This window comes from Micromonospora sp. NPDC005324 (assembly GCF_040607155.1).
GTDB classification, from domain to species: domain Bacteria; phylum Actinomycetota; class Actinomycetes; order Mycobacteriales; family Micromonosporaceae; genus Micromonospora; species Micromonospora trifolii.
The window spans coordinates 30,608-56,532 of sequence record NZ_JBEXGE010000003.1 but is presented as its reverse complement, the minus strand read 5'-3'; the positions used below and the strand labels follow the sequence as shown (position 1 = coordinate 56,532).

The following is a 25,925-nucleotide window of genomic DNA, read 5'->3' as shown; positions in this document are numbered from 1 at the left end:
GGGAACCTCGACAGGGCTCCGCTCAGCGGGCCCGGTTGCGGATGCTGCCTCGCTCGAACTGACTGGCCACGGGGAAGTAGCTCTCGAGGAAGGTCATGACGATCCGGCCCTGCTCCGCCGCGTCGAGGTGACCGTGGTGAGTGTCGTTCAGGCAGAACGAGTCGTAGCTCCGGGTCGTCATGATCTGCGTCAGCTGCGGGTGCTCCGACGGCTCGCCGGTGTTGACGTAGCTCATCCGGATGCTGCCCGGCACGGACCGCCCGGTCAGGTAGCCGACGTAGTGGTGCAGCGAGGACGCGACGGAGACGTCCGAGTGGGACCGTAGCTGGGACGAGGCGGTGAGCTTCACGTCGTCGGCGAACTGCCGATCCAGGTCGTTGGCGACGCTGCGGGTCATCGCGTATGGCGCGTGCAGCAGGCCATGGGTCAGCGTACGACCGAACGTGCTCCGGATCAGCTGGCGGTTGTTCTTGGCCGCGCTGAAGTTGTAGTCGTCCTCCGCCGCGACGTCGAGCATCGGAATCGGTGTCGGCGACAGGAAGAACTTCGCCAGGCCGGTCGGGTCGAAGAACAGCGTCTCCCGGATCGGGCGGCCCAGGAAGAAGTCGTCGTTGAAGTAGATGAAGTGCTCGGCGAGGCCCTCGATGTGGTGCAGTTGCGACTCGATGGCGTGTGAGTTGAACGTCGGCAGGGTGCCGCGTCCACCGAACAGCTCGCGGTGGTCGACGACGGAGACCCGGGGGTGGTCGGTGTCGAGCCAGGTCGGGGTCTGCCCCGCCGTCACCACGTAGATGTTGCGGACCCACGGCGCGTACATGTCGATGGAGCGCAGCGAGTAGCGCAGCTCGTCGCGGTCCCGGAAACGAGCCGATCCGTCCGCCGCGGCGAGTGGCTCCCGCCCCAGCTCCGCGAGGACCCGGTCCTTGGCCGCGCGCCACTGCGGGTCGTCCCCGTCCACCCAGGTGTAGACGACGTCGACCGGGAAGTCCACATCGGATACGAGTCGGTGGGTGAAGGGCTCGATGGTGGGATGCTCCCGACCCCGCACGGTCAGGGTGGCCGGTGTCATGGCCGTCACCGGGACGCTGGGGCCGATCAGTGTGGGACGAGTGGCGACCAGCGCCGAGCCGTCCTGGGACGGGGTCCAGAACTCGACGTCACAGCCGAGCGCGGGCCCGTACCGGAGGGTCCGCGACGACGACACCACCGGCCGGAACAGCCGCAGGCCGATGGCCTCGGCGGCCTGACTCTCGCTGGTGAGGCGCGCGGCAAGGGTCACGGCCGTGACCTTGGCGCCCGTGGTGAGGGTCTCGGCGTAGAAGGGCGCGGCGGAGAACTCCTCCGCGAAGGCGGCGAAGACCGCGTCACGATGCTCCTGGGCGACCACCACCCGGTATCGGACGCCGTGGTCGCGCGCCACCCAGTAGGAGATGCCACGGCGCCAGAGGAGATCGGTCACCGCTGTGAAGTTCTCGTGGGCGGCGTCGGCGGGTGTCAGGTTGTCCCGGACGACGCTGAGGCGACCGCTGGAGCGGACCAGCCCGGCGACGGTCTCCTGGATGCGCTCCTCGACGGTCGCCACGTCCAACCCGCTCGTGACATGAGCGGGACGGGGAGCGGCGGGAGCGAAGCCGGCTCCGCCGGTGCGCCCGATCCACGCCGCGAGCCGGTCGGCACGCGCCTGCTCGCCCTCGGCCCGCCCCGCGATCAGGTCCGCGAAGAGCTGCTCCCAGCGCTGCATGATCGGATCGATGCGGTAGTCCTCGGCGGCGCGCAGGGCACTGTCACCGAAGTCCTGCCGCAGCTGATCATCCGCGATGAGCTTCATCATCGCGTCGGCCAGACCGTCGATGTCGCCCGAGCTGACCAGGAAGCCATTCGCGCCGTGGGTGATGATCTCGGCCGGACCGGTCTGGATGTCGTACGCCACCGCCGGCACGCCGGCTGCGAACGCCTCCAGCAGCACCAACGGCAGTGCCTCACCGTCGCGCGAGGAGAGCAGCGCGATGCTGGTCTTCGACCACTCCTCGACCATCCGGTTGGTGGGCCCGAGCACCTGCACGTTGTCGCTCAGGCCGAGGTCGGCGGCGAGGCCGCGCATCTCCCCGAGCAGCGGGCCGTCGCCGAAGATCCGCAGCGTCCACTCCGGGTACGCGTCGGCGACCGTGCGGAAGGCGCGGATGGCGTGGTCGATGCGCTTCTCCGGCACCATCCGGCCCGCCACGCTCACCACCGGGTTGCGCAGGGTGGACCGAGGACGGAACCCGTCGGGGATGCTGTTCTGGATGACCTCGATCCGCGGGCAGGACGAGGCGAAGGTGTCGACGAACCAGTCCCGGGTGCGGTCGGTCAGCACCACCAGCGCGTCCAGTCGCGGGGCGAACTGGAACAGCGGCTCGCCGGTTCCGCCCCGCAACTGCGACGGCCGGTGCTCCTGGTGCACGGTGACCACGGAGGGCGGCGCCAGTGTGGTGGCCATGGCCATCAGCGCCGGCGAGGAGGAGACGAGCACGTCGGTGTCGAGCGACCGTAGCGCGCGGTCGATCTCCAGGTCGGCCAGGCGGCTGCCCTGCTTCTCCCACCGGGCCGGCATCAACCGGCTCGGGCTGCGGTACAGCGCCGCGTACGCCTCGTCGTCGACGCTCGTCGGGCGGATCGGCCGCGGGGCCGGGCCGGTCAGGTCGACGAGGTACCGCATCCGTACCCGCTCGTCGGCCTGGAAGAAGCCCTCGTCGCTGGTGCGGTAGACGCTGATCACTTCGACCGTGTGACGTCGCGCGAGGTGGTCGGCCTGCGTGAGGATGGCGCGCTCCGTGCCGCCCATGGCATCGGCGGTCAGCAGGAGGAATGTGATCTTCAACTCGGGGTCCCCGTGAAACGTGTGAAGCGGAGGCAGGCCACCGCCAAGTTGCCGGCTGGGGTGTAGTACGGGCGGTAACCAGCGAACTGGTCGCCGTCGAGCGGCAGAACGGCCCGGCTGACGCGGAGGACCGTACGCGGGTCGGTGAGGTCGTGCAGGAACCGGCCGAGCCGGACCACGCGGGTGGCGGAGGTACGCACCCACGCTTCCCAGATGACCTCCTCGCCCAGCTGGTCCGGCGCCAGGTCGGCGAGGGGCACGCCGAACTCGAAGTCGTCGCCGACCGGCGCGATGGGCACGACCACGTCGGTGCCACCGCCCCGCGGCGTGAAGACGATCGCCGGAGCGTCCTGCGCCCGTACGCCGACAAAGCGGGCCCGGATCCGGGCCTCGGCGTGGCCGGTCGCGAGCTGGACCACCTCGGCCCTGGCGCGCGCGCCGGTGACGGTGAGCTGCGCGAGCCCGTCGCCGCTGCGCCCCGGCCGGTACGACCAGCCGGACACCGGGTGCGGCGGGTTGCCCACTGTCGGTCCGTCCCGATCCGGGGTCTCCTCGACCGTCAGGGAGAAGCGACGTTCACCCGCCGGGCCGGCGTCGACCGCGAGCCCCATCGACCAGGTGCCTTTGCCCAGCGCGATCTCGTCGGTGGAGTCACCGAGACGGGCCACCGCCTCCACGGCGAGCCGACCGGCCTCCCGCCGGACCCTCGCCGGGCAGCGGAGCGTGTCGCCGTCGCGGACGAAGAAGATCATGGCCCGGTCGGTCGGTTCGGTGTCGGCCGGCAGCACCGCGTGCACGTGCAGCGTGCGCCCGTCGAGGACGGCGAAGAAGTCGCAGTCGGCCGGCGGCAGCCCAGCCACCGGGTCGTGCCGCAGACGGGTGACCCGCTCGACGAGCCGGTCGGTGACCAGACCGGCGCGACGGCGGGCACCGTGCATCGCCTGCAGCAGGCGGGGCTGCGCCATCGGGTTGGTCGGGTTCATCGGACCCACTCGGGTTCGTCGGTCGTCCCGTCGACCCCGCCCGCCGTGAGGGGCTGCTCACCGGCGACCGCGGCGGCCTTCGGAAGGTACGTCGCGGCCCGCGCCGTCGCCGTCATCGTCGCCCGCTCCGCCTCGACCTCGGCCGGGAGCTCGAACGGCGCCCGGAATGGGAAGTACGCCGAGAGGAAGTCGGTCAGCATGGCGAGCTGCTCGGAGAGGAGGACCTCGCCGGAGTCGGTGTCGTTGAGGCAGAACACGTCGCAGTGCCGCCGGGCCAGCAGGTTGGCCAGCTTCACCGGGGTGGACGGTTCGGCAAGGTCGGCGTACGTGTAGCGGATCGACCCGGGCACCGCCTGACCGGAGAAGTACGACCAGTAGTGCTGCAACGAGGACGGGATCGAGAGATCTTTCGGGTGCCGGAACTGATGCCCGGCGGTGCCCACCACCTCGGCCGGCAGGTGCCGCTCGATGTCCTCCAGCACGCTTCTGCGCAGCGGGTAGGGGACGTGCCGCATCTTCTGCGTGATGGTGCGTCCGAACCGTTCCTCGATGTGCCGGCGGTTGTTCTTGCCGGCCGCGGTCACCGGCGCGTCGTAGACGGTCGCCGGGCCGACGTCCAACTGGGCCGGCGACGGGAAGAACTTCGCGATGCCGTTGGCGTGGAAGAACGTGGTCGGGAGCAGCGGGCGCCCGAAGAACATGTCGTCGTTGACGTAGATGAAGTGCTCGCTGAGGCCCGGGATGAGGTGCAACCGGGACTCGATGGCGTGCGAGTTGAAGGTCGGCAGCTGGCCGGTGTCACCGAAGATCTCACGGTGGCGCACCACCCGCACCGTCGGGTGCTCGACGTCCAGCCACGGCGGGACCTGGTCGTCGGTCACCAGGTAGATCTGGCGGACCCACGGCGCGAACGACAGCACGGAGCGCAGTGAATACCGCAGCTCGTCGCGGCTGGCGTAGCGGGAGGAGTGTGCGCCGACCAGATTGATCTCGGCCTGCCCGTGCTCGCGCAGGGCCGCGTTCTTCCGGGCCTGCCAGTCGCTGTCGTCACCGTCGACCCAGGTGTAGACGAGGTCGATCGGGAAGGTGATGTGCTCGTGGCCCAGGCCGGCGAACTCGGACCGGGTGCGGTAGGTGGCCGGCCCACCAGCCGGCACGAAGCGGCTGAGCTGGGACGCCGGGACGCGGATCGTCTCGCCCGTCTCCGGTACGGCAGTGGCGACCTGGTTGCCGCGCGGCGCTACGAGGTCCGCCTCGGGCTTCTCCTGCGGCATGACCGTACGCCAGAACTCGACCTCGCAGGCGAAGGCGCTGCCGAGGACGGTGTGACCGAAGGGGTCGGTGACCGCGTGGAAGACCTGTGCGATGGCGTCCCGGTGGCTGGCGCTGACCTCGCGGCGGCCGGAGTCGACGAAACGCACTGTGACCCCGTCGGTCGACGTGGCCCGGGCGAGCACCTTGAGCGCCTTCACCCGGTGCTTGCGCGGCACGGCGATCGCGCTGCGCAGGTCGTCGGCGTGCCGCACGTGGAAACCGTCGATCCCGGCCCTGTCGAACGCCTGGGTGACCAGGTCCAGGTTGCGCTGCCGGAGGGCCAGCGGCGTCGCCTCCTCGACGACCCGGGCCTGCACCCGGTGGCCGTCGACATCCCGGACCTGACGCACCTCACCGGGCGCGGTCCGGGATCGGCGGGCGGCGGTGACCTGGGTCAACCGACGGACGAGCCAGAGCTGCCGCTGAGGCGGCACGAGCTGGATGAGCTTGTCCCGGTAGGCCTTCGGCACCACCCGGTGAGGGCGCAGCATCATGCTCGACCGCCGTTCCGACGCGTACGCGCGTCACTCGCGATCCGGCGGCGCGGGCGGGCCGGGCCACTCCGTTCCGACCGCGGAAGGGCAAGAATCACCCTGCGTTCCACGCCTTGCCCCCGTTTCCTGTCGTCGACCGGCGAGCGGTCGGCGTCGTCCCACCGCCTGTGCGGGCATGCCGCATGGGCGGCCGCCTCACCCCGCCGGTCGCGCAGCGGAAAGGTACCAGTGCGATCTCCGCCGGTACACCCTCTCCTCACCTGCGGGTAACTGTCCGTTCGGATTACACCTGGCAAATGGTGCATTTACCATTCACTGCGCGGACGAACAGGCCCGCCCCGCCTCGGTGACCTGGTAGATCCGCACGTGGCCCTCCCGGTGGACCAGGGTCACCCGTTTGCTGTCGTCGAGCCGCTTCTGCTCGTAGTTCGCCCGCCAGCCCTTGTAGTCGCGGCCGCCCACCACCACGTACTCGATACCGAACCGGCGTACCGTGCAGCCCTGGTTCTTCGGCGCCTTCTTCTGGTTGACCAGCCAGCTGAACGCCCGCCACCGGTCCGTGTAGTTGTCCCGGCCCACCTTCTCCAGCGGCGGGATCCCGAACAGCGTCGGGACGCCGTAGTCGGCGTGGGCCCAGGACATGAACTGCCGGTGCCGGTCGTACGCGACCACCTTGTCCGGCGGCGTGTGCTCGGCCAGCCACTCGAAGGTCCGGGTGTACTCCGGCCCGACCGGCGCCCGCTGCACCATCGTCTTGCGCAGCGGGCGCCACGTGTCGGGCACCAGAGCGAGCGACGCCAGACTCGCCACCACGACCGCGGCCGCGATCGCGGTGGGGACAGCGGATCCGCGCAGCGTCCCGGCACGGGCGACGAACCGCACGAGCAGCCACTGGACTCCCAAACCGATGACGGTCGCGCCCGCCACCGTGAGCACCCCGTACACCGGGAAGATCATCGAACGGGGTCGTTCGGCGTCGCCGTACCAGAGGCCGGCCAGGGCCTGTGCGGCCGAGGAGCCCGACGCGACGGTCCAGATCCCCATGAGCGTGAACAGGACGCCGGCCAGCAGCCACGGGCGGGCCCAGCGCACCTGCGGCAGCACCAGCGACAGGGGAGACGCGAGCAGGCAGGCGATGACGATCCAGACGCCGACCTGAACTGCCAGCCCATCGAGCTGGGCATCGTTTCCCGGCGCCGGGAAGCCCCACAGCACGTAGCGTTGCGGATCGGTGACCCAGTATTCGATCGCCTTGCCCCACTGGCCGAGCAGGTCGGGCGGCTCGGTGATCCGCTCGCCGCCGGCGCCCAGGATGACGCCGATCAGGGGCAGGATCGGGACGAGGCCCGCGACGGCCGCCGCGCCGATGCCCGCCCCGCTGCGCCGCCAGGTCAGGGCCCCCGGCACCACCAGGAGGAAACCGAGCGCGAGCACGCCGACGAAGAGGACGTCGTACGAGTGCATCATCACGATGCCGGCGCCCCCGAGACCGGCCAGCAGGCCGAGCCGTACCGGGTGTGGGCCGCGCAGGGAGAGTGCGAGCAGCAGGGCGACCCCACCGGCCAGACAGGGAGCGGTCTGCTCGTTGACCCGCCCGGTGATCAGTGAGGTCCACATCGGGCCCAGGAAGGCCGGAGCGGTGGCGGCGGCGGCCGCGATCACCGGCCCTCCACGGAGGACCCGGACGGCGGCGTAGATGCCGGCGACCAGGGCGAGCGGCCCGATGACTATCGCCCACGCGGTCATCGTCGTGCTCAGCAACCCGCCGGACAGGTGGGTCGCCTGCGCCCAGGCGACGTTCTCCGCCAGCGGATAGAACTCGCACGAGGTGACCGTGTCGGTCGAACCCGAACTGCACACCGAGGGGATGTCGACGCTGTTGGTGTCCAGAATGCGCCTCGCCATGTACCCGTGGTTCATCGCGTCCCAGCCGGGCGTGGCGGCGAGTCTTCCCACCATCGCCCAGCCGTACGCCAGGCTCACCACCGACGGCACGGTGACGGCGATCAGGTCGGCACGGCGCGGCAGGACCGGCCGGATCCGGAAGCGCGACACCCATGAGCGGTGTTGGTCGCCGTTCGTGTCGTCGGCGCCGCGCTCGGCGGCTGGCTGCTGGTCAGCGGCCTTGCGCCGCCGGTAGAGCAACTGGGAGAGCGCGACCGCGGCGCCGGCCACGAGCAGCTCCGCGACGAGCGCCGCCGAGGCGCTGTCGGGCAGTCCGAGCGCGGGCAGCCAGGCCATCGCCAGCGCGATCAGGCCGAGGGTCAGGGCGGGGGAGGCCGCCCAGGCAACCCAGCGGTACCGACCCGGCGGAAGGGCGAAGCCGAGCAGCGCCCCGGGCACGACGGCCACGAGAAGGGCGATGAGTGTGGTCAAGATTGGTTTCCTCCCGTGTCGCCGCGCAGCCGCAGCGGCCGGAAGAGTACCGGAACGAGGGCGGTGGGTGGTGCCCGACGGTGGCCGGTCGCGCCCTCCCCGGCGAACGACCGACCACCGTGCCCTCGTGGGCGACCAGGCTCAGTACGAGTAGCCCGAGCCGCCGGCGTCGTTCGAGCCGCTGTCCGCCGGCGGCGCGACCGCCTTCGGCGTGCCCTTGGGCAGGCAGCTCAGGTTCTTCTTGCCGTCCGGCTGGACCACGAACCAGGTGCCACCGACAGCCTGGCCCTTCCACTGGCCGGGCTTCTTGTCACCGATGTAGCGGTAGACCGGCCAGCCAGCGATGGTGAGCTGACGGGTGCCGTCCTGCCGGGTCACGCTGCCGACCTTGTCGTCCGAGACGCCGGTGAGCTCCGGGTTGCCGTCGGTCAGTGCCGGGGGCCACACCTCGGCGCACTTGTCGACGCAGTTCGACGACGGCGGGTCGGCGGTGTCCTTGTCGAAGCGGTACAGGATCCAGCCGTCCTGGTCGATGACCACCTTGCCCATCCGGGCGACGCTCTTGCCGACCAACTTCTCGGTCAGGTCGACGTCCGCGGGCGGGGCGTCGGCGGCGGGCGCCTCCGGGGTCGCCGAGGCCTCAGGTTCAACCGTCGCGGTGGGCTCGGCCGCGGCGACGGCGACCGGCTCGGCCGCGCTCGAGTTCGCCCCGTCGTAACCTGCGGGAGCGCAGGCCGTTAGTGCGACCATCGCGCTCGCGACGATGACGGTCCGCTTCATCTGTGCCACGTGCCCTCCTCATTCTTGACAGTTCACCCATAGGTACGGCGGGCAGGCTGTCAAGGTTGAAGTAGTAACAGTGGTCAATTTCACGTAAAACCATTGAACCGTTTCTGCCCGCCATGCGTACGCCCCCGCGAGGGGTCCTTCACCCAACGACAGATCGGCGCCGGTCATTGTGACAATGACCGGCGCCGATGCGGTAGACACGCTTACATGGGTACGGTGACCAGCGGACTCGCCACGCCGTTGGCATCTACCGACTGCACCTGGAGCTGCTTGATGTCCTTCGGCAGAGCCGACGTGGAGGCGCTCAGTTCGAGACCCTGCGGTCGGGTGTTGGTGCCATAACCGCCATCCGGCACCGACCAGCTCGAGATGACCTCGGTGCCGCCGTTCTTTCGCACCACCACCAGTCGGCAGACGCGTGGGCCGGGCAACTTCCGCAGGCTGAAATTGATCCGGGTGCCGTAGTCCTTCGTCACCAGGAACATGGTGGTCTGCACACCGGTGGTCGGATCGGTCGCCTCGACCTGGTCACCCTCCACCTCGGTGCCGCCCACACCCGGGCCGCTCGGCGCGGCCGTCGGCACGCTCGTCGGCGGGTCGTTGGGTGCGCTCGGCGTCGACTCGGCGAGCACCCCCGGCGGCTGCTCGTTGCCGGTCACGCTGACGAAGCCGTACCCGGTCAGACCGCCGAAGACCACCACCGCGGCGGCCGTCGCGAGTAGGTGACGAAACCGGGTACGCCGCCGGTCGGCCCGGACCGCGCCGAGCGTCCGGTCCAGCAGGGCCGGGTCGGTAGCCGTCTGCTCCAGCGCCATCATCGTCTCGCCGTCGATGTCGGAGAGCAGCCCGACCACCGGCACCATCGTCTCCAACTCGGCCGCGCACGCCCAACAGGTGGCGAGATGCTCCTCGAACCGCTCAGTGTCCTGCTCGTCGAGCACACCGAGCGCGTACGCAGCGACGTCCATGTGGTCCGGCCGGCTCATTCTGTCACCCCCCGCTCCTGCAGAGCCGTGCGCAGCGCGCGCAGCGCGTAGTAGACCCTCGACTTGGCGGTGCCGAGCGGCAGCCCCAACTCCTCGGCGGCCTCCGGCACCGTCCGCCCCCGGAAGTACGTCGAGATCAGAATCTCCCGGTGCGACTGACTGAGCGTACGCAGCGCGTCCGCCACCGTCATGGTGCGCAGCACCCGGTCGGTGCTGTCCGCCTCGGCGAACGCGGTGAGGTCCCGGTCGTACGTCTCCGGCGGCCGGGCCTCCTGGCTGCGGTGCTCGTCGATGGCGATGCGACGGGCCACAGTGACCAACCACGGCCGCAGCGAACCCTGCCCCTGCGTGCCGAGGCGGTGCGCGTTGCGCCAGGCCCGCAGCAGCGTCTCCTGGACGATGTCCTCCGCGCGCTGCCGGTCCCCCCCGGTGAGGCGCATGACGAACATCAGCAACGGGCCGGCGTGCTCGGCATAGAGCTGACGGATCAACTGGTCGGAGTGGCTGGCCTCGGTTGTCGTCGCCTGATGGCGCCCGGGCGCCGGTCGCGGCGTCACCGGACCATTCTGGCGAGGGGTCGCCCGCGCGTCGACCCCCCGGGCAGACGAGGTTGACCGTGACGAGGGTCGTGCCGACAACCAGTCAGCGCGTACCGCGTCGCCATGCCAACCGGCCGCCACCGCGTGCATGCAGACCTCCGGGATGTCCGTGACCAACGCCGGCCCACGAGGTGGGCCGCCCGGTGGTACGCAGCGCCGGCCCCAGCGGATCAACAAACGACGAAAATACTTCCCCGCCGCTGTCGAATGAACGGTCAGCGGCGTACCGAGAACAGCCCCGGCGGTGGCGGATCGGAGCCGGTCGCGTCGGCGTCCCGCACCACCTGCGCGCCACCGACGAAGCGGTCCAGGTCGTCGCCGGCCATCACCCGACCGGGGAACCAGTCGCCGGCAGCGCGTCTGGTCAGCTCCGGCACCGGCGGTGTGGACCGCCCGGCGACCAGCACCAGATTCCCGTACCGGCGCCCACGCAGCACCGCCGCGTCCCCCACCAGACAGGCCTGCGGCAGCACCGAACGGACCGTGGCGACCTGCCCACGGGCGTGCCGCAGCGGCGGACCGTCGGCCAGGTTCGCCAGGTACCAACCGGCGGGGCGGAGCACCCGGGCCACCTCGGCGGCGTACTCCACCGAGGTGAGGTGAGCCGGAGTACGCGCACCGGCGAACACATCGGCCACCACCACGTCATAGCTGGCCTCCCGGGTGGACGCCAGCACCGCCCGCGCGTCCTCCACCCGCACCCGCAACCGGGCGTCGGACGGCCACGGCAACGCCCGACGGACCAGCTCCACCAGCGCACCGTCCACCTCGGACACCCGCTGGGTGGACCCGGGCCGGGTGACGGAGACGTACCGGGGCAGGGTCAGCGCGCCGCCACCCAGATGCAGCACCCGCAGCGGCTCACCGGCCGGTGCGATCAGATCCACGGCGGAGGCCAGCCGCCGCACGTACTCGAACTCCAGGTGCGTGGGGTCGGTCAGGTCGACGTGCGACTGCGGCGCGCCGTCCAGCAGCAGCGTCCACGAGCCGGCCCGGTCCGGATCCGGCACCAACTCCGCCAGCCCGGTGTCGACCTGCTCGACCACGCGGTCACCCGCCCGTTTACGCCCCACCGGAACCAGTATCCGCGCTCATCGGGCGGCGCGGGCCGCAGCGGTCAACGCACGGTGCAGCAGCCGGGAATCGCCGAGCAGGGCCCGCAGCCGGCGCTCCAGGCCGGCGATCGGGATCAGGTTCTGCGGGGCCCGCGGATCCTTGTACGGGGTGGACGCGAAACGCGGCAGGGTGACCAGCGACAGGTCGGCCAGCTCGATCGCCGCCTCGACGGGCAGGTCGGCGGAGCACTCCACCCGAACGATGCCCGCCCACGGCGCGCCGATCGCCACCGGCAGCCGCAAATACCACGACCAACCACCCCAGGCGGTGCCGAGCCGGAACACCGGGGACCGCTCACCCGACGCCATGCCCGTCACCACAGCTGTCAACCGGGCATCCAGGTACTGACTGTGCTGCGTCTTGATGTAGCCCAGGGTGCGCGGCAACTGCCGACGACTGCGCAGCGGGCCGTCCACCACCAACAGGTCACCGTCGACCCGGGCGGCGTCGGACACCGCCACCTCCAACGCGGTCAGCGGGCCCTGCACGGCGGCCGGCAGCTTCGCCAGCTCACCGGTGCCACCCACCCGGTGCACCGGGTAACGGATCGCACCCGCCACCACATCCTGCGCCGACGGGCTCGCGGTGAACAGGCCCCGACCAACCCGGGTGCCCGCCAACTGCGCCGCACCCCGCCCCAGGTCACACCGGACCACCCCGGCCGCGTACGAGGCGGCCAACCCGGGGAACGACACGCCGTCGGTCTCGGCCGTCCAGATGCTCGCGTCGATGCGGCGAACCCCGTCGACCAGCAGCACCACGTCGGGCGCCCGCACCCCGGGGCGTACCCCGATCGCCCGCCAGTCCACGGCGGGCACCTCCACGTCCGCGTCGATCTGGGCGCTGCTCGGCGCGGCCGGCCCGGCGGCGGACGCCTCGAACGACGCCCCGTACGCCGGATCCCACGAATCCACGAAGAACGCGGCGTCGCTCACCGAGCTGGCCTTTCGTTCGCGACTGCGGGGCTCCGCTGCGCTGCACTCCTCGCGCTCACCGAGCTGGCCTTTCGTTCGCGACTGCGGGGCTCCGCTGCGCTGCACTCCTCGCGCTCACCGGCCCGTCCGCTCTATTCGCGCCGAACGCGCATCCTTGCGCACCTCGAAGCGGACCGGGATCCGCTCGGCCAACGCCGGCACGTGGGTGACCACGCCGACCATCCGATCGCCCCGGGCCGCCAGGTTTTCCAGGGTCGCCGCCACAGTGTCCAGGGTGGCGGCGTCGAGCGTGCCGAAACCCTCGTCCAGGACGATCGACTCCAGGCTCGCCGCCGTTGTGGACATCCCGGCCAACTGCTCGGAGAGCGCCAACGCCAACGCCAGCGACGCCTGGAACGTCTCACCGCCGGACAGGGTGCGCACGCCCCGCCGCAGCCCCGCGTCGTGGTGGTCGACCACCACGAACTCGCCCTTGTCGTGCACCAGCTCGTACTGCCCGGAGGACAACTCCCGCAGGATCCCCGATGCGCCGTCGACCAACAGGTCCAGCGCCTCGGCCAGCAACCACCGCTCGAAGTTGTTGGCCCGCAGGTGCCCGGCGAGCGCGCGCGCCACCTGCGCCTCCCGCTCGTGCCCGGCCCGCTGCTCGCGCAACGTCCCGGCCTGCTCGCGACGCTCGTGCAGCCGCCGCCGGTCGGCGTGGGCCCGCTCCACCGCCACCGTCGCCGCGTGCACCGGGTCGTCCCCGACCGGCACGTCGGCGGCGGCGAAGATGCCCGCGATGCCCCGCTGCACCCCGTCGGCCACCGACTCGGCCTTCGCCACGGCGGCGGCCCGACCGGCCCGCTCGGCGCGGCGGCGGTCCGCCTCGGTGGTCGCCCACCCGGTCAGCGCCGCCCACGCGGCAGCCACGTCGTCCCGGTCGGTCGCCGGTGGGCCGAACCGGGCCAACCCGTCGCGGGCGGCGTCGAAGGCCCGCCACGCCGCCCGCAGCCGCTCCTCGGCGGCGTCCACCCCGGCCCGAGCCTGCCGAGCGGTCTCGCGGCCGGCCCGGACCGCCGTCGCCGCCTCCTCCAGCGCGCGCCGCAACCGGGCGTGCTCGGCCAACTCCCGGCGCAGCACGGCCGGCTCGGCCGCGCAGGAGAGCTGCCCGTCCAGCTCGGCCAGCCGCGCCTCCATCTGCTCCTGCCGGGCTCGCGCCTGCACCAACAGCCGCTCCAGCTCCCGCGCGGCCGTGTCCCGCTCCTGCACGATGGTCTGCGCGGCCTTGGTCGCGGCCCGCGCGGCCTTGCCCGCCGCCGTCGCGGCGGCCACCGCCGAATCGGCCGGCACCGCCGGCACCTCGGCCACCGGCTGCTCGCACACCGGGCAGGCCGCACCGGCGTGCAGGTGCACCCGTAGGCTCACCGCCAGGTCGGTGGCCTTCGCCTCCTCGTGGGCTCGGAAGGCGGCCTCCAGCTCGGCGTCGGCCCGCTCGGCGACCACGCGTGCGGCGGCCAGGGCCGCCACCGCCGCGGTGTGCTCGTCGGCCGCCGCGCGCACCGTCGCCCGGACCGTGTCGGCCTCGCCGGACAGCCGATCCCGATCGTCGTACGCCCGCAGTTGCAGTCGCAGCGCGCTCTCGTCGCCGGCGGCGGCCAGCTCGCCGCGCAGCTTGTCCTCCCGCTCCTCGGCCAGCGACACCGCGGTCGCCGCCGCCTCGGCGTCGGCCCGCGCCGCGGCGACCGCGCGAGCGACAGCGGTCACCCCATTCGGCGCGCGCACCCCGGTCAGCACTGTCAGCTCGTCGTCCAGCGCGGTCAGCGCCGCCGCGGCCTCCCGTGCGGCGACCCGGGCCGCCGCCAGCTCCGGCACCGCCTCGGCCACCGCCGCCGCCAGCTCGGACATCCGGTCCACCCGGGCGTCGGCCTCGGCCAACGCCTCGTCGTCCACGCCGGTCAACCCGGCGAGCACCTGGTCGACCGCCTCCAGCCGGGCCTCCGCCTGCGCGGCGCGCGCCGTCGCCTTCTTCTGCACATCCTCGTAGACGCCGAGGCCCAGCAGGTTGACCAGGATCTGTTGCCGCGTCGCCGGCTTGGCGTGCAGGAAGTCGGCGAACTGCCCCTGTGGCAGCACCACACAGCTGGTGAACTGCTCGTACGGCAGCCCCACCGCCTCCAGCACCGCCTGCTCCATCTCGGCGGGGGTGCCGGCCACCACATCGCCGAGGTCGTCCGGGCTCAACCCGGTGTCGAGTTTGGTCACGTCGAAGCCGGCCGGCATGAGCTGCAACCCGGCGTTCGCGGTCTTCACGTTGCCCCGGCCGTCGCGGCGCACCACACGGGTCGCCACGTACCGGGCGCCGCCGGACTCGAAGACCAACCGCACCCGCGCCTCGGTCGCCGATGGCGCGAGCGCGTTCGCCAACCCTCGGGCGCCACCCCAGCGGGGCACCATGCCGTAGAGGGCGAAGCAGATCGCGTCCAGCACTGTCGACTTGCCCGAACCGGTCGGGCCGATCAGCGCGAAGAAGTCGGCGTCGGTGAAGTCGACTGTGGTCTCGTCCCGGAAGACCGTGAACCCGGCCATGTCCAACCGCATCGGACGCATCAGTGATCGACCTCCTCGAAAAGCTCGTCGAAGAGCTCCCGGACACCCTCGTCGGCGTGGCCACGGCTGTCCAGGTAGTCGGCGAACAACTCCCGGGGCGAACGCCCCGACCGCTGGGCGATGCGCGCGCCGCTGCCCTGCGCGGCCAACAGCTCCGGATCGATCCGGATCTCCAGGGCCCGGGGGAGCAGCTCCTGGATCTCCTCGCGCAGGCCGGCGCGGGGCTGCTCCCGCACGTACACCCGCAGCCACGCGTCCGGTGCCTCGATCTCGGCGAGCTGGGCGAGGGTGCCCCGCACCGTCCGCAGCGCGCTCGCCGCCGTCACCGGCACCTCCCGCACCCGGGCAGCCGTGCTGGCCGTCACCTCGACCATCGTCACCGAGGGGATGTTCTCCTGCTCACCGAAGTCCACAGCGAGCGGACTCCCGCTGTACCGCACCGGGCAGGGGCCCTCGACCCGCTGCGCCCGGTGCAGGTGACCCAGCGCCACGTAGTGCGCCGTGGCCGGGAAGACGGTCGACGGGACGGCGTAACCCATGACGGTGTGCGCGTCGCGCTCGCCGCCACCGGTGGCCGCGCCGGTCACCGTCAGATGCGCGGTGACCAGGTGCACCCGGTCCGGTTCGGTGAAACCCTCGGTCAGTCGCCCCAGCACCCGGCCCAGGTGGTCGGCGTACGTCTGATTGGTCTCCGCGGCGGTCAGCTCGTACATCTCCAACGCGCGCACCGCGTACCGCTGGGACAGGAACGGCAACGCGGCCAGCCGCCACCGCTCGCCACCGGCGGTGGTGCCGTCGATGACGTGCTCGTCCGGATTTTCCCGCACCCCGCCGCGCAGCGTGATGCCGGCGGCATCGGCCCACGGGCGCAGCGCGTCCAGCGCCGGGCCGTTGTCGTGGTTGCCGCCGATCGCCACCACGTCCGCGCCGGTCCGCCGCAACGCCGTCAACGCCCTGGTCACCAGGCGGGTCGCCTCCGAGCTGGGCGCGGCGGTGTCGTAGAGGTCACCGGCGACGATCACCAGATCCGGCTGTTCGGCACGGGCGATCTCGATCACCCCGGCCAGCACGGCCTTGTGCTCGTCGGCCCGGGACTGCCCCTTGAGCACCTTTCCCACGTGCCAGTCGGAGGTGTGCAGGATCTTCATGGCTGTGCCGGCCCCTAGCTAGAACGGGATGTCGTCGTCGGTGCCGCCGCCGGAGCCCACCACGGCGAACGGGTCGGCGGACTGGGTGATCGAGCGCAGCGTCTCCGATGGTGCCCGGCCCGCCTCGGAGACCCGGGTGGCCCAGGCCGGGAACGGGAACTCCAGGCAGAGCGGCACCGGAATGTCCGGCTGGTTGACGAACATGGTGCCGGGCTTGGCCAGCAACGCGCGCTGGCGCTGCGCGGGCGGCAGGAAGCCGTACTCCGGGCGGGACGCCTCGGCCGGGTCGAGCCGGCCGACCACCCGGATCGCCGAGTTGGTGACGATCCGCCGCTCCACCTCGCTCGCCGTCTGCTGCGCGCCGATCAGGATCACCCCGAGCGAGCGGCCCCGCTCGGCGATGTCCAGCAGGACCTCCTTGATCGGCGAGGAGCCCTCCCGGGGGGCGTACTTGTTGAGCTCGTCGAGGACGACGAAGAGCAGCGGCTTGGCGGTGCCGGACTTCTCCTTGCGCTCGAACTCGCTCTTGAGCGTCACACCGACCACGAACCGCTGCGCGCGGTCGGGAAGGTTGTGCAGGTCGACCACAGTGACCTGGGCCGACTCGCTCGTGTTGATCGAGTGGGGGCGGCGGGTGGCGAGGTCACCGCGGATCAGCCGGGCCAGGTCCTTCTTGCTGCCGATCAACCGCCGGGCGAACGCGTTGACGGTGCCCAGCCCCACCGCGCTGCCCGCCCAGTCGGAACGGGTCTCGTCGTCGTTGAGCTGATCGACGATGTGGTCGACCAGATCGCCGTAGGAGCCGAGCCGGACCCCGTCGATGCTCACCCCGCCGTCGGCGGGCTGGGCGTAGCGGGCCAGGTGCGCGGCCACCGAGTGGACCACCATCGTGTACTGCTGGCGCTCGTCGTCGGCGTCGGCGAAGACGTACGGCAGCAGACGGTCGGTGCAGAACTCACTCAGCGTCCAGTAGAAGGCGTCGACGCCGGTGAGCCGGCTGCTCACATCCGGCGTGCCGGCCGCGTCACCGACACGGGGCGGGGCGTACACCCGCACGTCGGGGAAGGCGCCGGCGCTCAACCCGAGCTTCGCGTACGCCGCGCTGGTGGGCTCGTCGAGGCGGGTGTTGGGGTGGTCCAGGAAGAGCAGATCCTCACCCTTGACGTTGAAGATCAGCGCCTTGGCGTTGACAGCGTCGCCGCCCAGCACGCCGGAGCGGAACACCGAGTAGAGCAGGAAGGTGGCGAAGCTGGTCTTGGTGGCGACACCGGAGATGCCGGAGATGGAGACGTGCGCGCCCCGACTGCCGTCGAGGAAGTCGGCGTTGAGGTAGACCGGGACCCCGTCCCGACCCATCCCCATCGGGATGCGCCGCTCCATCCGGTCGAAGTGCAGCGCGCGCGCCCGGGCGTCGCCCTCGGCCCGGTGCACCACCGCGCCCGGGGTCGGCGGCACGTACAGCTCGGGGTCGACCCGGGTGGTGGTGATCTCGGCCGCCTCCTGCACCTGCGCGGGCAGTGTGCCGTCGGCGATGGCGAACACGTCGGAGTCGAACTGGGCGCCCTCGTGCCGAGCGCGGACCTGGGTGACCACCCCGGCGATCGTCACCGGCTCCCGGTTCGGCAGCTCCCGTCGGGTGACCACCACGTCGTCGAGCTGGAGGTAGCTGCCGGGCGCCACAGCCGTCCAGAACTGCAACGGGGTGGCGTCGGCGGTGCCCAGCACCCGCCCGACCGCCTCGCCCGGGCTGTCGAGGTCGGCGTCGGTCATCGGGCGACTCGGGTCGCTCGGGCAGCACGGTCGGGAACCATGAGGTGCATCCTGCCCGAGGAGTACGACAGGTCGCCATGCGACGCGGCGGACGACACCATGCGCCGTCACACTCATGACGCAGGGTGCTCGACCGAGCGCATGAGGTGGGTGGGAGTCGTGTCCGCGTGCACCGCGCAAGGCCGGGACTCAACTCCCGGGGCGCCGGTCGCGTTACCTAGGCATGGAGCACGTATGAACGACGACTTCGGCGCTTTCGTCGCGACGAGCGGCCCGCGACTGCTCCGCTTCGCCGTACTGATCACCGGGCAGCGGGCGGACGCCGAGGACCTGCTGCAGGAGGTGCTGGAGCAGGCGTACCCGCGCTGGCACGTGGTCCGGCAACGGCAGCCGGAGGCCTACCTACGTCGTGCGATGACCAACCGGCTCGTCAGCCGGTGGCGCTCGCCGTGGAACCGACGTCGGGTGGCCGGCCTTCCGGACGCGGTGCCGCAGCAGGATGAGATGACCCGGGTCGACGACCGCGAGTTGCTGCTGACGGCACTGCGGGAGCTCCCGCCGCGAATGCGGGCGGTGGTGGTGGTCGGGTACTGGCTTGGCTTCTCCGAGGCGGAGGCAGCTGCCGAACTGGAATGTTCGGTGGGCTCGGTGAAGAGCCAGGCCTCCCGCGGTCTGCACCGCCTGCGGGCCCGACTGAAGGCGGCCGGTGTTCCCCCACTCGACCTCGACCTCGCGGAGGAGAACCATGCGTGACAACGAGGTGGCCGCTCTGCTCGAGCACGCCGTCGCGGCAGTGGAGCTGCCACCCGGTCTCGTCCAACGGGTCGTCACGAGAAGCCGGGCGCGTCGCCGTCGGCGTCTGCTGCTCTCTGGCGGCACGGTGGCCGTGGTGGTCGCCGCCGGGGCACTGCTGCTCCCACAGGTGGGGCCGCTCGGTAGCGAGGGCGGGGGCACCGGGCCGATCGCCGCTGCCGAGGTTCCGGACGGGATCGTCGGTTCTGACGGTCGACCGGTGACGCAGGCGCAGGTCGTGGCGGTCGGCCGGGTCGGTGCCGAGACGCTCGTGCTGATCCGACGCGAACCACGCGCCGAGGAGCGGGCCGCCGGGGGACAGGCGGTCGAGGTCCTGATCGCCCCGGACGTGGATGAACCGCGCCGGTTGCTCGACTACCTCACGTACGACCTGGCCTGCGTCGACGGTGATGTGGTCTGCGCGGCTCTCCGATCCACCGGCAGTGGGCTGGGCGTTGCCGTGGCCCGTCGCTCCGGCGGCCGGCTCTACGTCCTGGTCCAGGCGCCTCAGGGGCGTACCGTCGAGGTCGTCGCCAACGGCGTGCCGCATGCGCTCGGCGCGGCGCCGCGGGGCGCGGTGGTCGAGGTGGTCGCCGCCGAGCCGTACGAAGAGGTGCAGGTCTGGGCGAGCACCGAGGACGGCCGGCGGTACCAGATCCCGTGGGCTCCCGGGGCGGTGCTCATCGACTGAGATCTCACGGGCGGGCGTGGCGGAGCAGGAGGACACCGTCCTCGGCGGCGAGCACGTGCCGCAGTGCCAGGTGCCGGGGCGGTGCGGCGTCGCCGGCGATGATCCGGCCGGGGCCGGGGCCGGCCAGCAGCGGCGAGACGGTGAGACACAGCTCGTCCACCAGGTCGGCGGCGGTGAGCGCGCCGAACAGGTGCGGGCCGCCCTCGCAGAGCAGTTGGGTGAGCCCGCGTCGGTGCAGCTCGGCGAGACCGACGGCCAGGTCGACCCGCTCGGTGCCGCAGCGCAGCACGTCGGCGACGTCGGTCAGCCCGGGCGGCGGGTCGGCGTCGGCGTGGGTGAGCACCACCGGGCGGGTCGGCGCGTCGGCGAAGGCGGCCTGCGCCGGATCCAGGTCGAGCGAACCGGAGACGACCACCAGCGTCGGGTACTCGGCCAGCCCGTTGGCGCGGCGCCAGGCGCGGCGGCGCTCGTTCAGCCGGACCGCCCGGTATTCCTCGTGGCGGAGCGTGCCGGCGGCCACCACCAGGGCGTCGCAGACCATCCGCAGCAGGCCGAACACCCGCTTGTCCGGCTCGCCGGAGAGACCGGCGGAGTAGCCGTCCACGGTGACCCCGCCGTCGAGGCTGGCCACGAAGTTCACCCGCAGTCGGGGCTGGTCGGCGCGGCCGTAGAGGGAGGTCAGCGCGGCGTCGTCGAGCGGCTGCGTCGACGGCTCGGGCCAGAGCCGTCGGATCGGAATTCCGACGGTCATTCGCCGGCCGGACCGGTGACCGGAGGGGTGGGTTCGGCGGTACGGTGCTGGCAGTCGCACCAGTTCCGGCCCGGGCAGTCGTCGTGTCGCCGGGCCCGGCACGCTCGGCAGATCATGCTCGCAGCCTAAGCCGCGGGAGGACAGGACAGCATGTCGCGTCAGATCTTCCAGCTGAAGATGTCCCTCGCCGGGACCCGCCCGCCGGTGTGGCGCCGGGTGCTCGTGCCGGCCGGCTACACGCTGGACCGGCTGCACCGGGTGGTGCAGCACGCGATGGGTTGGCGGGACTGCCACCTGCACTCGTTCGAGATCGACGCGATGCAGTACGGCGAGCCGGACCCGGACGGGGAGTTGGCGTTGCACGACGAGCTGGACGTGCGGCTCGACGCGGTGCTCGGTAAGGGCAGCCGGTTCTCCTACACGTACGACTTCGGCGACTGGTGGGAGCACGACCTGGTCGTGGAGGACGCGTTGACCGCCGACCCCGACGAGCGGTATCCGGTCTGCCTGGCCGGCGAGCGGGCCTGCCCGCCGGAGGATGTCGGCGGGCCAATGGGCTACCAGGCGCTCCTGGCCGACCCGACCGACCCGACCGACCCGACCGCCCTGGCCGATCTGGTCAGCCCCAGCCACGGGCTGTTGCACGAATGGGCGTGCTTTTCCTTCGACCCGTCCCGCTTCGACCCCGCCCGCGCAACCACCCTTCTCCGCCACTTCTGCTGACCGCCCCCGGCCCTCCGGGACCCGGGGCGTAGTCGATCAAGAGGTTTGCGTCTGTGGGGCCACCTTTCCTGACCGAAATCTCTTGATCACCAGGGGTGGGGCGTGGGGTGTGGTTGGGGTGGGTGCGGTGGGAGTGGTCAGCGGTAACGATCTGGGAACGCTCCCAACGTCCTATTGACACTCCCGTTACCCGCCGGCAATCTCATGGGAGCGCTCCCGGAGGTGGCATGGGTCACTCACGCATCCCCGGCCTGGCGCGATGAGACACCCCCCACCACACACATCAGCCTCACCACCGGAAAGAGGGGTCAGCGCATGAGTGTCACCACGCGGCGTACCCGCCTGGCGGCCGCTGCCCTGGCCGCGATCACCGCAATCGGCGGTCTCGCGGCCTGCGGCAACGACGACGACAAGCCGGCGGCCGGCGAGAAGCCGGCCAAGCTGGTCGTCGACACCTTCGGCGAGATGGGTTACGACGAGCTCGTCAAGCAGTACGAGAAGGACACCGGCATCAAGGTCGAGCTGCGCAAGACCGCACAGCTCGGTGAGTACCGTCCGAAGCTGGTCCGCTACCTGGCCACCGGCAAGGGCGCGGCGGACGTCACCGCCCTGGAAGAGGGCATCCTCAACGAGTTCAAGCCCAACGCGCGCAACTGGGCCGACCTCGCGCCGCTGACCTCCGACCACTCCAAGGAATACCTGCCCTGGAAGTGGGAGCTGGGCAAGGCGCCGGACGGCCGGCTGATCGGCCTGCCGACCGACGTCGGCAGCCTCGCCGTCTGCTACCGCAAGGACCTCTTCCAGGCGGCCGGCCTGCCCGCCGAGCGCGACCAGGTGTCGGCGCTCTGGCCGGACTGGAAGGGCTTCCACGACGCCGGTCTGAAGTACAAGCAGGGCAGCGGCGGCAAGGCGTTCATCGACTCGATCACCGCCGTCTCCAACGGTGTGCTCTTCCAGGGCAACGGTGACCTGTTCTACGACAAGGAAGACAACATCATCGCGGACACCAGCCCCGCGGTGAAGAACGCCTGGGACACCGCCACCTCGATGGCGGACATCTCCGCCAAGGCGTCCACCTGGTCGCCGGAGTGGTCGGGTGGCTTCAAGCAGGGCACCTTCGCGGCCACCTTCTGCCCGTCCTGGATGCTCGGCATCGTGTCGGACAACTCCGGTCCGGCCAACAAGGGCAAGTGGGATGTCGCGTCCGTGCCGGGCGGCGGCGGTAACTGGGGCGGCTCGTGGCTCGCTGTTCCGGCGCAGAGCAAGTACCCGAAGGAGGCGGCGAAGCTCGCCGAGTACCTGACCAACGCGAAGAGCCAGGTCGAGGCCTTCAAGCTCAAGGGTCCGCTGCCGACGAACCTGGAGGCGCTGAAGAACGACGCGTTCATCAGCTACACCAACGAGTACTTCAGCAACGCGCCGACCGGCAAGATCTTCGGGGAGAGCGTCGCCAAGATCCAGCCGACCCACCTGGGTCCGAAGCACCAGGCGGTCAAGGAGAACGCACTCGAGCCGGCTCTGCGGGCGTTCGAGAACGGGCAGGCCGACAAGGCGAAGGCCTGGGAGCAGTTCACGAAGGACGCCAAGACTCAGGGCGCATTCTGAGTGATTCCCTGCCGGTGGCGTTCGGGGTTTCCCGGACGCCACCGGCCGGTCCCCTCCGCGTAGCGCCCTGCGCGAGGGCCCCCGGGCCTCGCCGGAAAAGGAAATTCGCATGAGCCTGTCGGCCACGACGGCACGGCCGTCGCCAGCAGCACCGCCCTCTCCCGACGTCGATCGCCGACGTCAACGGGGAAGGCTACTCAACCGCCTCGATGTCAAGTACTCGCCATACCTCTACATCGCCCCGTTCTTCCTGATCTTCGGCGTATTCGGGCTGTACCCGATGCTGCGCACCGCCTGGATGTCGCTGCACGACTGGGACATGATCGGTGAGCACACGTTCATCGGCTTCGACAACTACACCCGGTTGGTGTCCGACGAGTACTTCTGGAACGCGCTGGTCAACACGTTCGGCATCTTCGCCCTGTCGACCCTCCCGCAGTTGTTGCTCGCCCTCTTCCTGGCGAACCTGCTCAACCGGACCTTCCTGCGCGCCAAGACCTTCTTCCGGATGGCCATCTTCATGCCGAACGTGGTGTCGGTGGCCGCCGTCGCGATCGTCTTCGGGATGTTGTTCCAGCGGGAGTTCGGCCTGTTCAACTGGCTGCTCAGCTTCGTCGGTGTCGACCCGGTCGACTGGGACGGGCACCGGTGGAGTTCCTGGACGGCCATCTCCTCCATGGTCAACTGGCGGTGGACGGGGTACAACACCCTGATCCTGCTCGCCGGCATGCAGGCGATCCCGAAGGACCTCTACGAGGCCGCGGAGATCGACGGTGCCGGCCCGTGGCGACAGTTCTGGCAGATCACCCTGCCCATGCTCAAGCCCACCTTCATCTTCGTGGTCATCCTCTCCACGATCGGCGGCATGCAGCTCTTCACCGAGCCCCTGCTCTTCGGCAACGGCAACATCATCGGCGGCAACCAGCGGGAGTTCCAGACGCTGGCCATGTACATGTACGAGATGGGCATCGTCAACCTGAACACCGCCGGCTACGGAGCCGCTGTCGCCTGGGCGATCTTCATGATCATTATCGTGGTGTCGCTGTTCAACTTCCTACTCGTCCGCCGCTCGGCGAAGTGAGGAGAGATCGATGATCTCGGCTTCCCAGCGCCTGTGGCGCACCAGCCCGCTGACCTACCTGGCGCTCGTCCTGGCGGCGCTGCTGTCGATCTACCCGTTCTACTACATGCTGGTGATCGGCTCTCGCAGCCTGGACAACATCAACGACGTGCCGCCGCCGCTGACTCCCGGTGGCGCGTTCGGTGACAACTTCGGGCGGGTGCTCGACAACGACGCCGCCAACTTCCTCACCGGCATGATGAACTCGATCATCGTGTCCTCGGTGGTCACCGTGTCGGTGGTGCTCACCGGTTCACTGGCCGGGTTCGCCTTCGCCAAGCTGAAGTTCCGGGGCAGCAACGCCCTGCTGCTGGCGATCATCGTCACCATGATGATCCCGACCCAGATGGGCCTCATCCCGCTCTGGTCCATGATGCAGGACCTGGGGTGGTACGACACCCTCTACGCGGTCACCGTGCCGTTCCTGGTCAGCGCCTTCGGCGTGTTCATGATGCGGCAGTACGCCAGCCAGGCCATCTCCGACGAGCTGATCGAGGCCGGCCGCGTCGACGGCGCCAGCACGTTCCGGATCTACTGGAGCATCGTGCTACCCGCGCTGCGGCCCGCCGCCGGCGTGCTCGGTCTGCTGACCTTCATGGAGACCTGGAACTCGTTCATCTGGCCGTACGCCATCCTGACCCCGGAGAACCCGACCCTCCAGGTCTCGCTCTCCTTCCTGTCGTACGCCTACTACACCGACTACTCCCAGGTGTTCGCCGCCACGGCGATCGGCACCATCCCCCTGGTAATCGTTTTTCTCGTGTTCGGCCGCCAGATCATCGGCGGGATCATGGAAGGTGCCGTCAAGTCGTGAGCAACCCCGCCAGCCCACCCGCCGTCGACGTCCTCGACGAGCGCCCCGGGCTGACCTTTCCGCCCGGATTCCTCTGGGGGGCCGCGACGGCGGCGTACCAGATCGAGGGGGCGGCGGCCGTGGACGGCCGTGCCCCGTCGATCTGGGACACCTTCAGCCACACCGAGGGTCGGGTCGTCGCCGGGCACACCGGGGACGTGGCGTGCGACCACTACCACCGCCTCGGCGACGACGTCGCGCTGATGGCCGAGCTGGGCCTGAAGTCGTACCGTTTCTCGGTCTCCTGGTCCCGGGTGCAGCCCGCCGGCAGCGGCGCGGCCAACCCGGGCGGCCTGGACTTCTACCGGCGACTGGTGGACGAGCTGCTGGCCAACGGCATCGAGCCGTGGCTCACCCTCTACCACTGGGATCTGCCGCAGCCGCTGGAAGACGCCGGCGGCTGGCCGGCCCGGGACACCGCCGCCCGCTTCGCCGACTACACGACGCTGGTGGCCGACGCGCTCGGTGACCGGGTGCGCTACTGGACCACGCTGAACGAGCCGTGGTGCTCCGCGTTCCTCGGCTACGGCTCCGGCGTGCACGCCCCCGGCCGCACCAACGGAGCGGACGCGGTGCGCGCCGGACACCACCTGATGCTCGGTCACGGCCTGGCCGTGCAGGCACTGCGGGCCGCCCGGCCGGCCGCCGAGGTGGGCGTGACCGTCAACCTCTACCCGGTCGACCCGGCCACCGACACGCCTGCCGACCGGGACGCCGCCCGGCGGATCGACGGGTTGGCCAACCGGTTCTTCCTGGACCCGCTGCTGCGCGGGTCGTACCCGGAGGACCTGGTGGCCGACCTCAGCACGGTGACCGACTTCGAGCACGTGCGCGACGGCGACCTGGCGACCATCTCCACGCCGCTGGACCTGGTCGGGGTCAACTACTACAGCCGGCACGTGGTCGCCGCGCCGGTCGAGGGCGTGGAGGCCGACCCGGCCCCCTCGTGCTGGCCGGGCAGCGAGGACGTCCGGTTCGTCACCCGTGGTGTCCCGGTCACCGACATGGGCTGGGAGATCGACGCCCCGGGCCTGACCGAGACGCTGCGCCGGGTGAACGGCTACACCGATCTGCCCCTGTACGTCACCGAGAACGGCTCCGCGTTCGTCGACTCGGTGGTCGACGGGCAGGTCGACGACGTCGATCGGCTGGCCTACTTCGACGCCCACCTGCGCGCCGCCCACCAGGCGATCGACGCCGGAGTGCCCCTGCGGGGATACTTTGCCTGGTCGTTGATGGATAATTTCGAGTGGGCCTGGGGTTACACCAAGCGGTTCGGCATGATCCACGTCGACTACGACAGCCAGGTCCGCACCCCCAAGTCCAGCGCCAAGTGGTACGCCTCGGTGATCCGGCGCAACGGTCTGGCCGCACAATAGGCTCGGGCCAGCCATCAGGACGGCCCCGGCGTCCACCTCCCGCAGGTGGTGC

The 25,925-nt window shown here is 71.0% G+C and carries 20 protein-coding genes; 7 read left to right on the top strand and 13 right to left on the bottom strand.

The genetic code is table 11. From position 1 onward, the window contains the following. Positions 1-22 precede the first annotated feature (22 nt). The 12 genes from ABZS40_RS04060 to ABZS40_RS04005 form a co-directional block, all read right to left on the bottom strand. Complete coding sequence (locus tag ABZS40_RS04060; protein ID WP_354941692.1) at positions 23-2,860, bottom strand: stealth conserved region 3 domain-containing protein; 2,838 nt, start codon at positions 2,858-2,860, stop codon at positions 23-25. Next, positions 2,857-3,843 (bottom strand): hypothetical protein, encoded by a 987-nt coding sequence (locus tag ABZS40_RS04055; RefSeq protein WP_354941690.1) that lies wholly within the window; start codon positions 3,841-3,843, stop codon positions 2,857-2,859. The genes ABZS40_RS04060 and ABZS40_RS04055 overlap by 4 nt, the downstream gene beginning before the upstream one ends. After that, positions 3,840-5,651: a stealth family protein gene (locus tag ABZS40_RS04050; protein WP_354941688.1), complete on the bottom strand. Its 1,812-nt coding sequence runs from the start codon at positions 5,649-5,651 to the stop codon at positions 3,840-3,842. Before ABZS40_RS04050 ends, ABZS40_RS04055 begins: the two co-directional genes overlap by 4 nt. A gap of 312 nt (positions 5,652-5,963) precedes the next feature. Beyond that, positions 5,964-8,027: a DUF6541 family protein gene (locus ABZS40_RS04045; protein ID WP_354941686.1), complete on the bottom strand. Its 2,064-nt coding sequence runs from the start codon at positions 8,025-8,027 to the stop codon at positions 5,964-5,966. A 141-nt stretch (positions 8,028-8,168) separates the two neighbouring features. Then, positions 8,169-8,816 (bottom strand): hypothetical protein, encoded by a 648-nt coding sequence (locus ABZS40_RS04040; protein WP_354941684.1) that lies wholly within the window; start codon positions 8,814-8,816, stop codon positions 8,169-8,171. A gap of 203 nt (positions 8,817-9,019) precedes the next feature. Beyond that, positions 9,020-9,802 carry a zf-HC2 domain-containing protein gene (locus ABZS40_RS04035; protein ID WP_354941682.1) on the bottom strand — a complete coding sequence of 261 codons (783 nt, stop codon included), beginning with the start codon at positions 9,800-9,802 and terminating at the stop codon, positions 9,020-9,022. Further along, positions 9,799-10,491: a sigma-70 family RNA polymerase sigma factor gene (locus ABZS40_RS04030; RefSeq protein ID WP_091400696.1), complete on the bottom strand. Its 693-nt coding sequence runs from the start codon at positions 10,489-10,491 to the stop codon at positions 9,799-9,801. The genes ABZS40_RS04035 and ABZS40_RS04030 overlap by 4 nt, the downstream gene beginning before the upstream one ends. 125 nt (positions 10,492-10,616) lie before the next feature. Next, positions 10,617-11,474 (bottom strand): fused MFS/spermidine synthase, encoded by an 858-nt coding sequence (locus ABZS40_RS04025; protein ID WP_354941680.1) that lies wholly within the window; start codon positions 11,472-11,474, stop codon positions 10,617-10,619. A gap of 18 nt (positions 11,475-11,492) precedes the next feature. Further along, positions 11,493-12,452, bottom strand: coding sequence for a hypothetical protein (locus ABZS40_RS04020; RefSeq protein ID WP_354941678.1), 960 nt, complete (start codon positions 12,450-12,452; stop codon positions 11,493-11,495). A 114-nt stretch (positions 12,453-12,566) separates the two neighbouring features. Continuing rightward, entirely contained in the window at positions 12,567-15,041 is a 2,475-nt protein-coding gene (locus ABZS40_RS04015; protein WP_354941676.1) for an SMC family ATPase, read from the bottom strand. Beyond that, positions 15,041-16,189, bottom strand: a complete 1,149-nt coding sequence (locus ABZS40_RS04010) for an exonuclease SbcCD subunit D (protein WP_354941674.1) — start codon at positions 16,187-16,189, stop codon at positions 15,041-15,043. The genes ABZS40_RS04015 and ABZS40_RS04010 overlap by 1 nt, the downstream gene beginning before the upstream one ends. An 18-nt stretch (positions 16,190-16,207) precedes the next feature. Further along, on the bottom strand, positions 16,208-17,959 hold the full coding sequence (locus ABZS40_RS04005; RefSeq protein ID WP_354941672.1) for an ATP-binding protein: 1,752 nt from the start codon (positions 17,957-17,959) through the stop codon (positions 16,208-16,210). Positions 17,960-18,193: 234 nt separating this feature from the next. Here ABZS40_RS04005 and ABZS40_RS04000 point away from each other — a divergent pair, with 234 nt between their 5' ends. Together ABZS40_RS04000 and ABZS40_RS03995 are read left to right on the top strand one after the other, a co-directional pair. Then, complete coding sequence (locus tag ABZS40_RS04000; RefSeq protein ID WP_354941670.1) at positions 18,194-18,712, top strand: SigE family RNA polymerase sigma factor; 519 nt, start codon at positions 18,194-18,196, stop codon at positions 18,710-18,712. Next, a complete protein-coding gene (locus ABZS40_RS03995; RefSeq protein ID WP_354941668.1) occupies positions 18,705-19,442 on the top strand; it encodes a hypothetical protein in 738 nt (245 codons plus the stop codon). Before ABZS40_RS04000 ends, ABZS40_RS03995 begins: the two co-directional genes overlap by 8 nt. A 4-nt stretch (positions 19,443-19,446) precedes the next feature. Here the strand turns inward: ABZS40_RS03995 and ABZS40_RS03990 are convergent, their stop codons facing one another. Continuing rightward, positions 19,447-20,193 (bottom strand): pyrimidine reductase family protein, encoded by a 747-nt coding sequence (locus ABZS40_RS03990; protein WP_354941666.1) that lies wholly within the window; start codon positions 20,191-20,193, stop codon positions 19,447-19,449. Positions 20,194-20,343: 150 nt separating this feature from the next. Here ABZS40_RS03990 and ABZS40_RS03985 point away from each other — a divergent pair, with 150 nt between their 5' ends. The 5 genes from ABZS40_RS03985 (at position 20,344) to ABZS40_RS03965 (ending at position 25,873) form a co-directional block, all read left to right on the top strand. Continuing rightward, positions 20,344-20,916, top strand: a complete 573-nt coding sequence (locus ABZS40_RS03985) for a plasmid pRiA4b ORF-3 family protein (RefSeq protein WP_354941664.1) — start codon at positions 20,344-20,346, stop codon at positions 20,914-20,916. Positions 20,917-21,231: 315 nt separating this feature from the next. Then, complete coding sequence (locus tag ABZS40_RS03980) at positions 21,232-22,521, top strand: ABC transporter substrate-binding protein (RefSeq protein WP_354941662.1); 1,290 nt, start codon at positions 21,232-21,234, stop codon at positions 22,519-22,521. A gap of 109 nt (positions 22,522-22,630) precedes the next feature. Continuing rightward, positions 22,631-23,602 (top strand): sugar ABC transporter permease, encoded by a 972-nt coding sequence (locus ABZS40_RS03975; protein WP_354941660.1) that lies wholly within the window; start codon positions 22,631-22,633, stop codon positions 23,600-23,602. 10 nt (positions 23,603-23,612) lie between these two features. Further along, entirely contained in the window at positions 23,613-24,455 is an 843-nt protein-coding gene (locus ABZS40_RS03970) for a carbohydrate ABC transporter permease (protein ID WP_210783187.1), read from the top strand. After that, positions 24,452-25,873 carry a GH1 family beta-glucosidase gene (locus tag ABZS40_RS03965; RefSeq protein WP_354941657.1) on the top strand — a complete coding sequence of 474 codons (1,422 nt, stop codon included), beginning with the start codon at positions 24,452-24,454 and terminating at the stop codon, positions 25,871-25,873. The genes ABZS40_RS03970 and ABZS40_RS03965 overlap by 4 nt, the downstream gene beginning before the upstream one ends. Positions 25,874-25,925 lie beyond the last annotated feature (52 nt).

Coding starts and splice junctions, on each gene's coding strand:
- ABZS40_RS03985 (WP_354941664.1), top strand. CDS start 20,344: ATGTCGCGTCAGATCTTCCAGCTGAAGATGTCCCTCGCCGGGACCCGC.
- ABZS40_RS04015 (WP_354941676.1), bottom strand. CDS start 15,041: ATGCGTCCGATGCGGTTGGACATGGCCGGGTTCACGGTCTTCCGGGAC.
- ABZS40_RS04005 (WP_354941672.1), bottom strand. CDS start 17,959: ATGACCGACGCCGACCTCGACAGCCCGGGCGAGGCGGTCGGGCGGGTG.
- ABZS40_RS04010 (WP_354941674.1), bottom strand. CDS start 16,189: ATGAAGATCCTGCACACCTCCGACTGGCACGTGGGAAAGGTGCTCAAG.
- ABZS40_RS03990 (WP_354941666.1), bottom strand. CDS start 20,193: ATGACCGTCGGAATTCCGATCCGACGGCTCTGGCCCGAGCCGTCGACG.
- ABZS40_RS04035 (WP_354941682.1), bottom strand. CDS start 9,802: ATGAGCCGGCCGGACCACATGGACGTCGCTGCGTACGCGCTCGGTGTG.
- ABZS40_RS03975 (WP_354941660.1), top strand. CDS start 22,631: ATGAGCCTGTCGGCCACGACGGCACGGCCGTCGCCAGCAGCACCGCCC.
- ABZS40_RS03980 (WP_354941662.1), top strand. CDS start 21,232: ATGAGTGTCACCACGCGGCGTACCCGCCTGGCGGCCGCTGCCCTGGCC.
- ABZS40_RS04030 (WP_091400696.1), bottom strand. CDS start 10,491: ATGCACGCGGTGGCGGCCGGTTGGCATGGCGACGCGGTACGCGCTGAC.
- ABZS40_RS04050 (WP_354941688.1), bottom strand. CDS start 5,651: ATGATGCTGCGCCCTCACCGGGTGGTGCCGAAGGCCTACCGGGACAAG.
- ABZS40_RS04055 (WP_354941690.1), bottom strand. CDS start 3,843: ATGAACCCGACCAACCCGATGGCGCAGCCCCGCCTGCTGCAGGCGATG.
- ABZS40_RS04000 (WP_354941670.1), top strand. CDS start 18,194: ATGAACGACGACTTCGGCGCTTTCGTCGCGACGAGCGGCCCGCGACTG.
- ABZS40_RS03995 (WP_354941668.1), top strand. CDS start 18,705: ATGCGTGACAACGAGGTGGCCGCTCTGCTCGAGCACGCCGTCGCGGCA.
- ABZS40_RS03970 (WP_210783187.1), top strand. CDS start 23,613: ATGATCTCGGCTTCCCAGCGCCTGTGGCGCACCAGCCCGCTGACCTAC.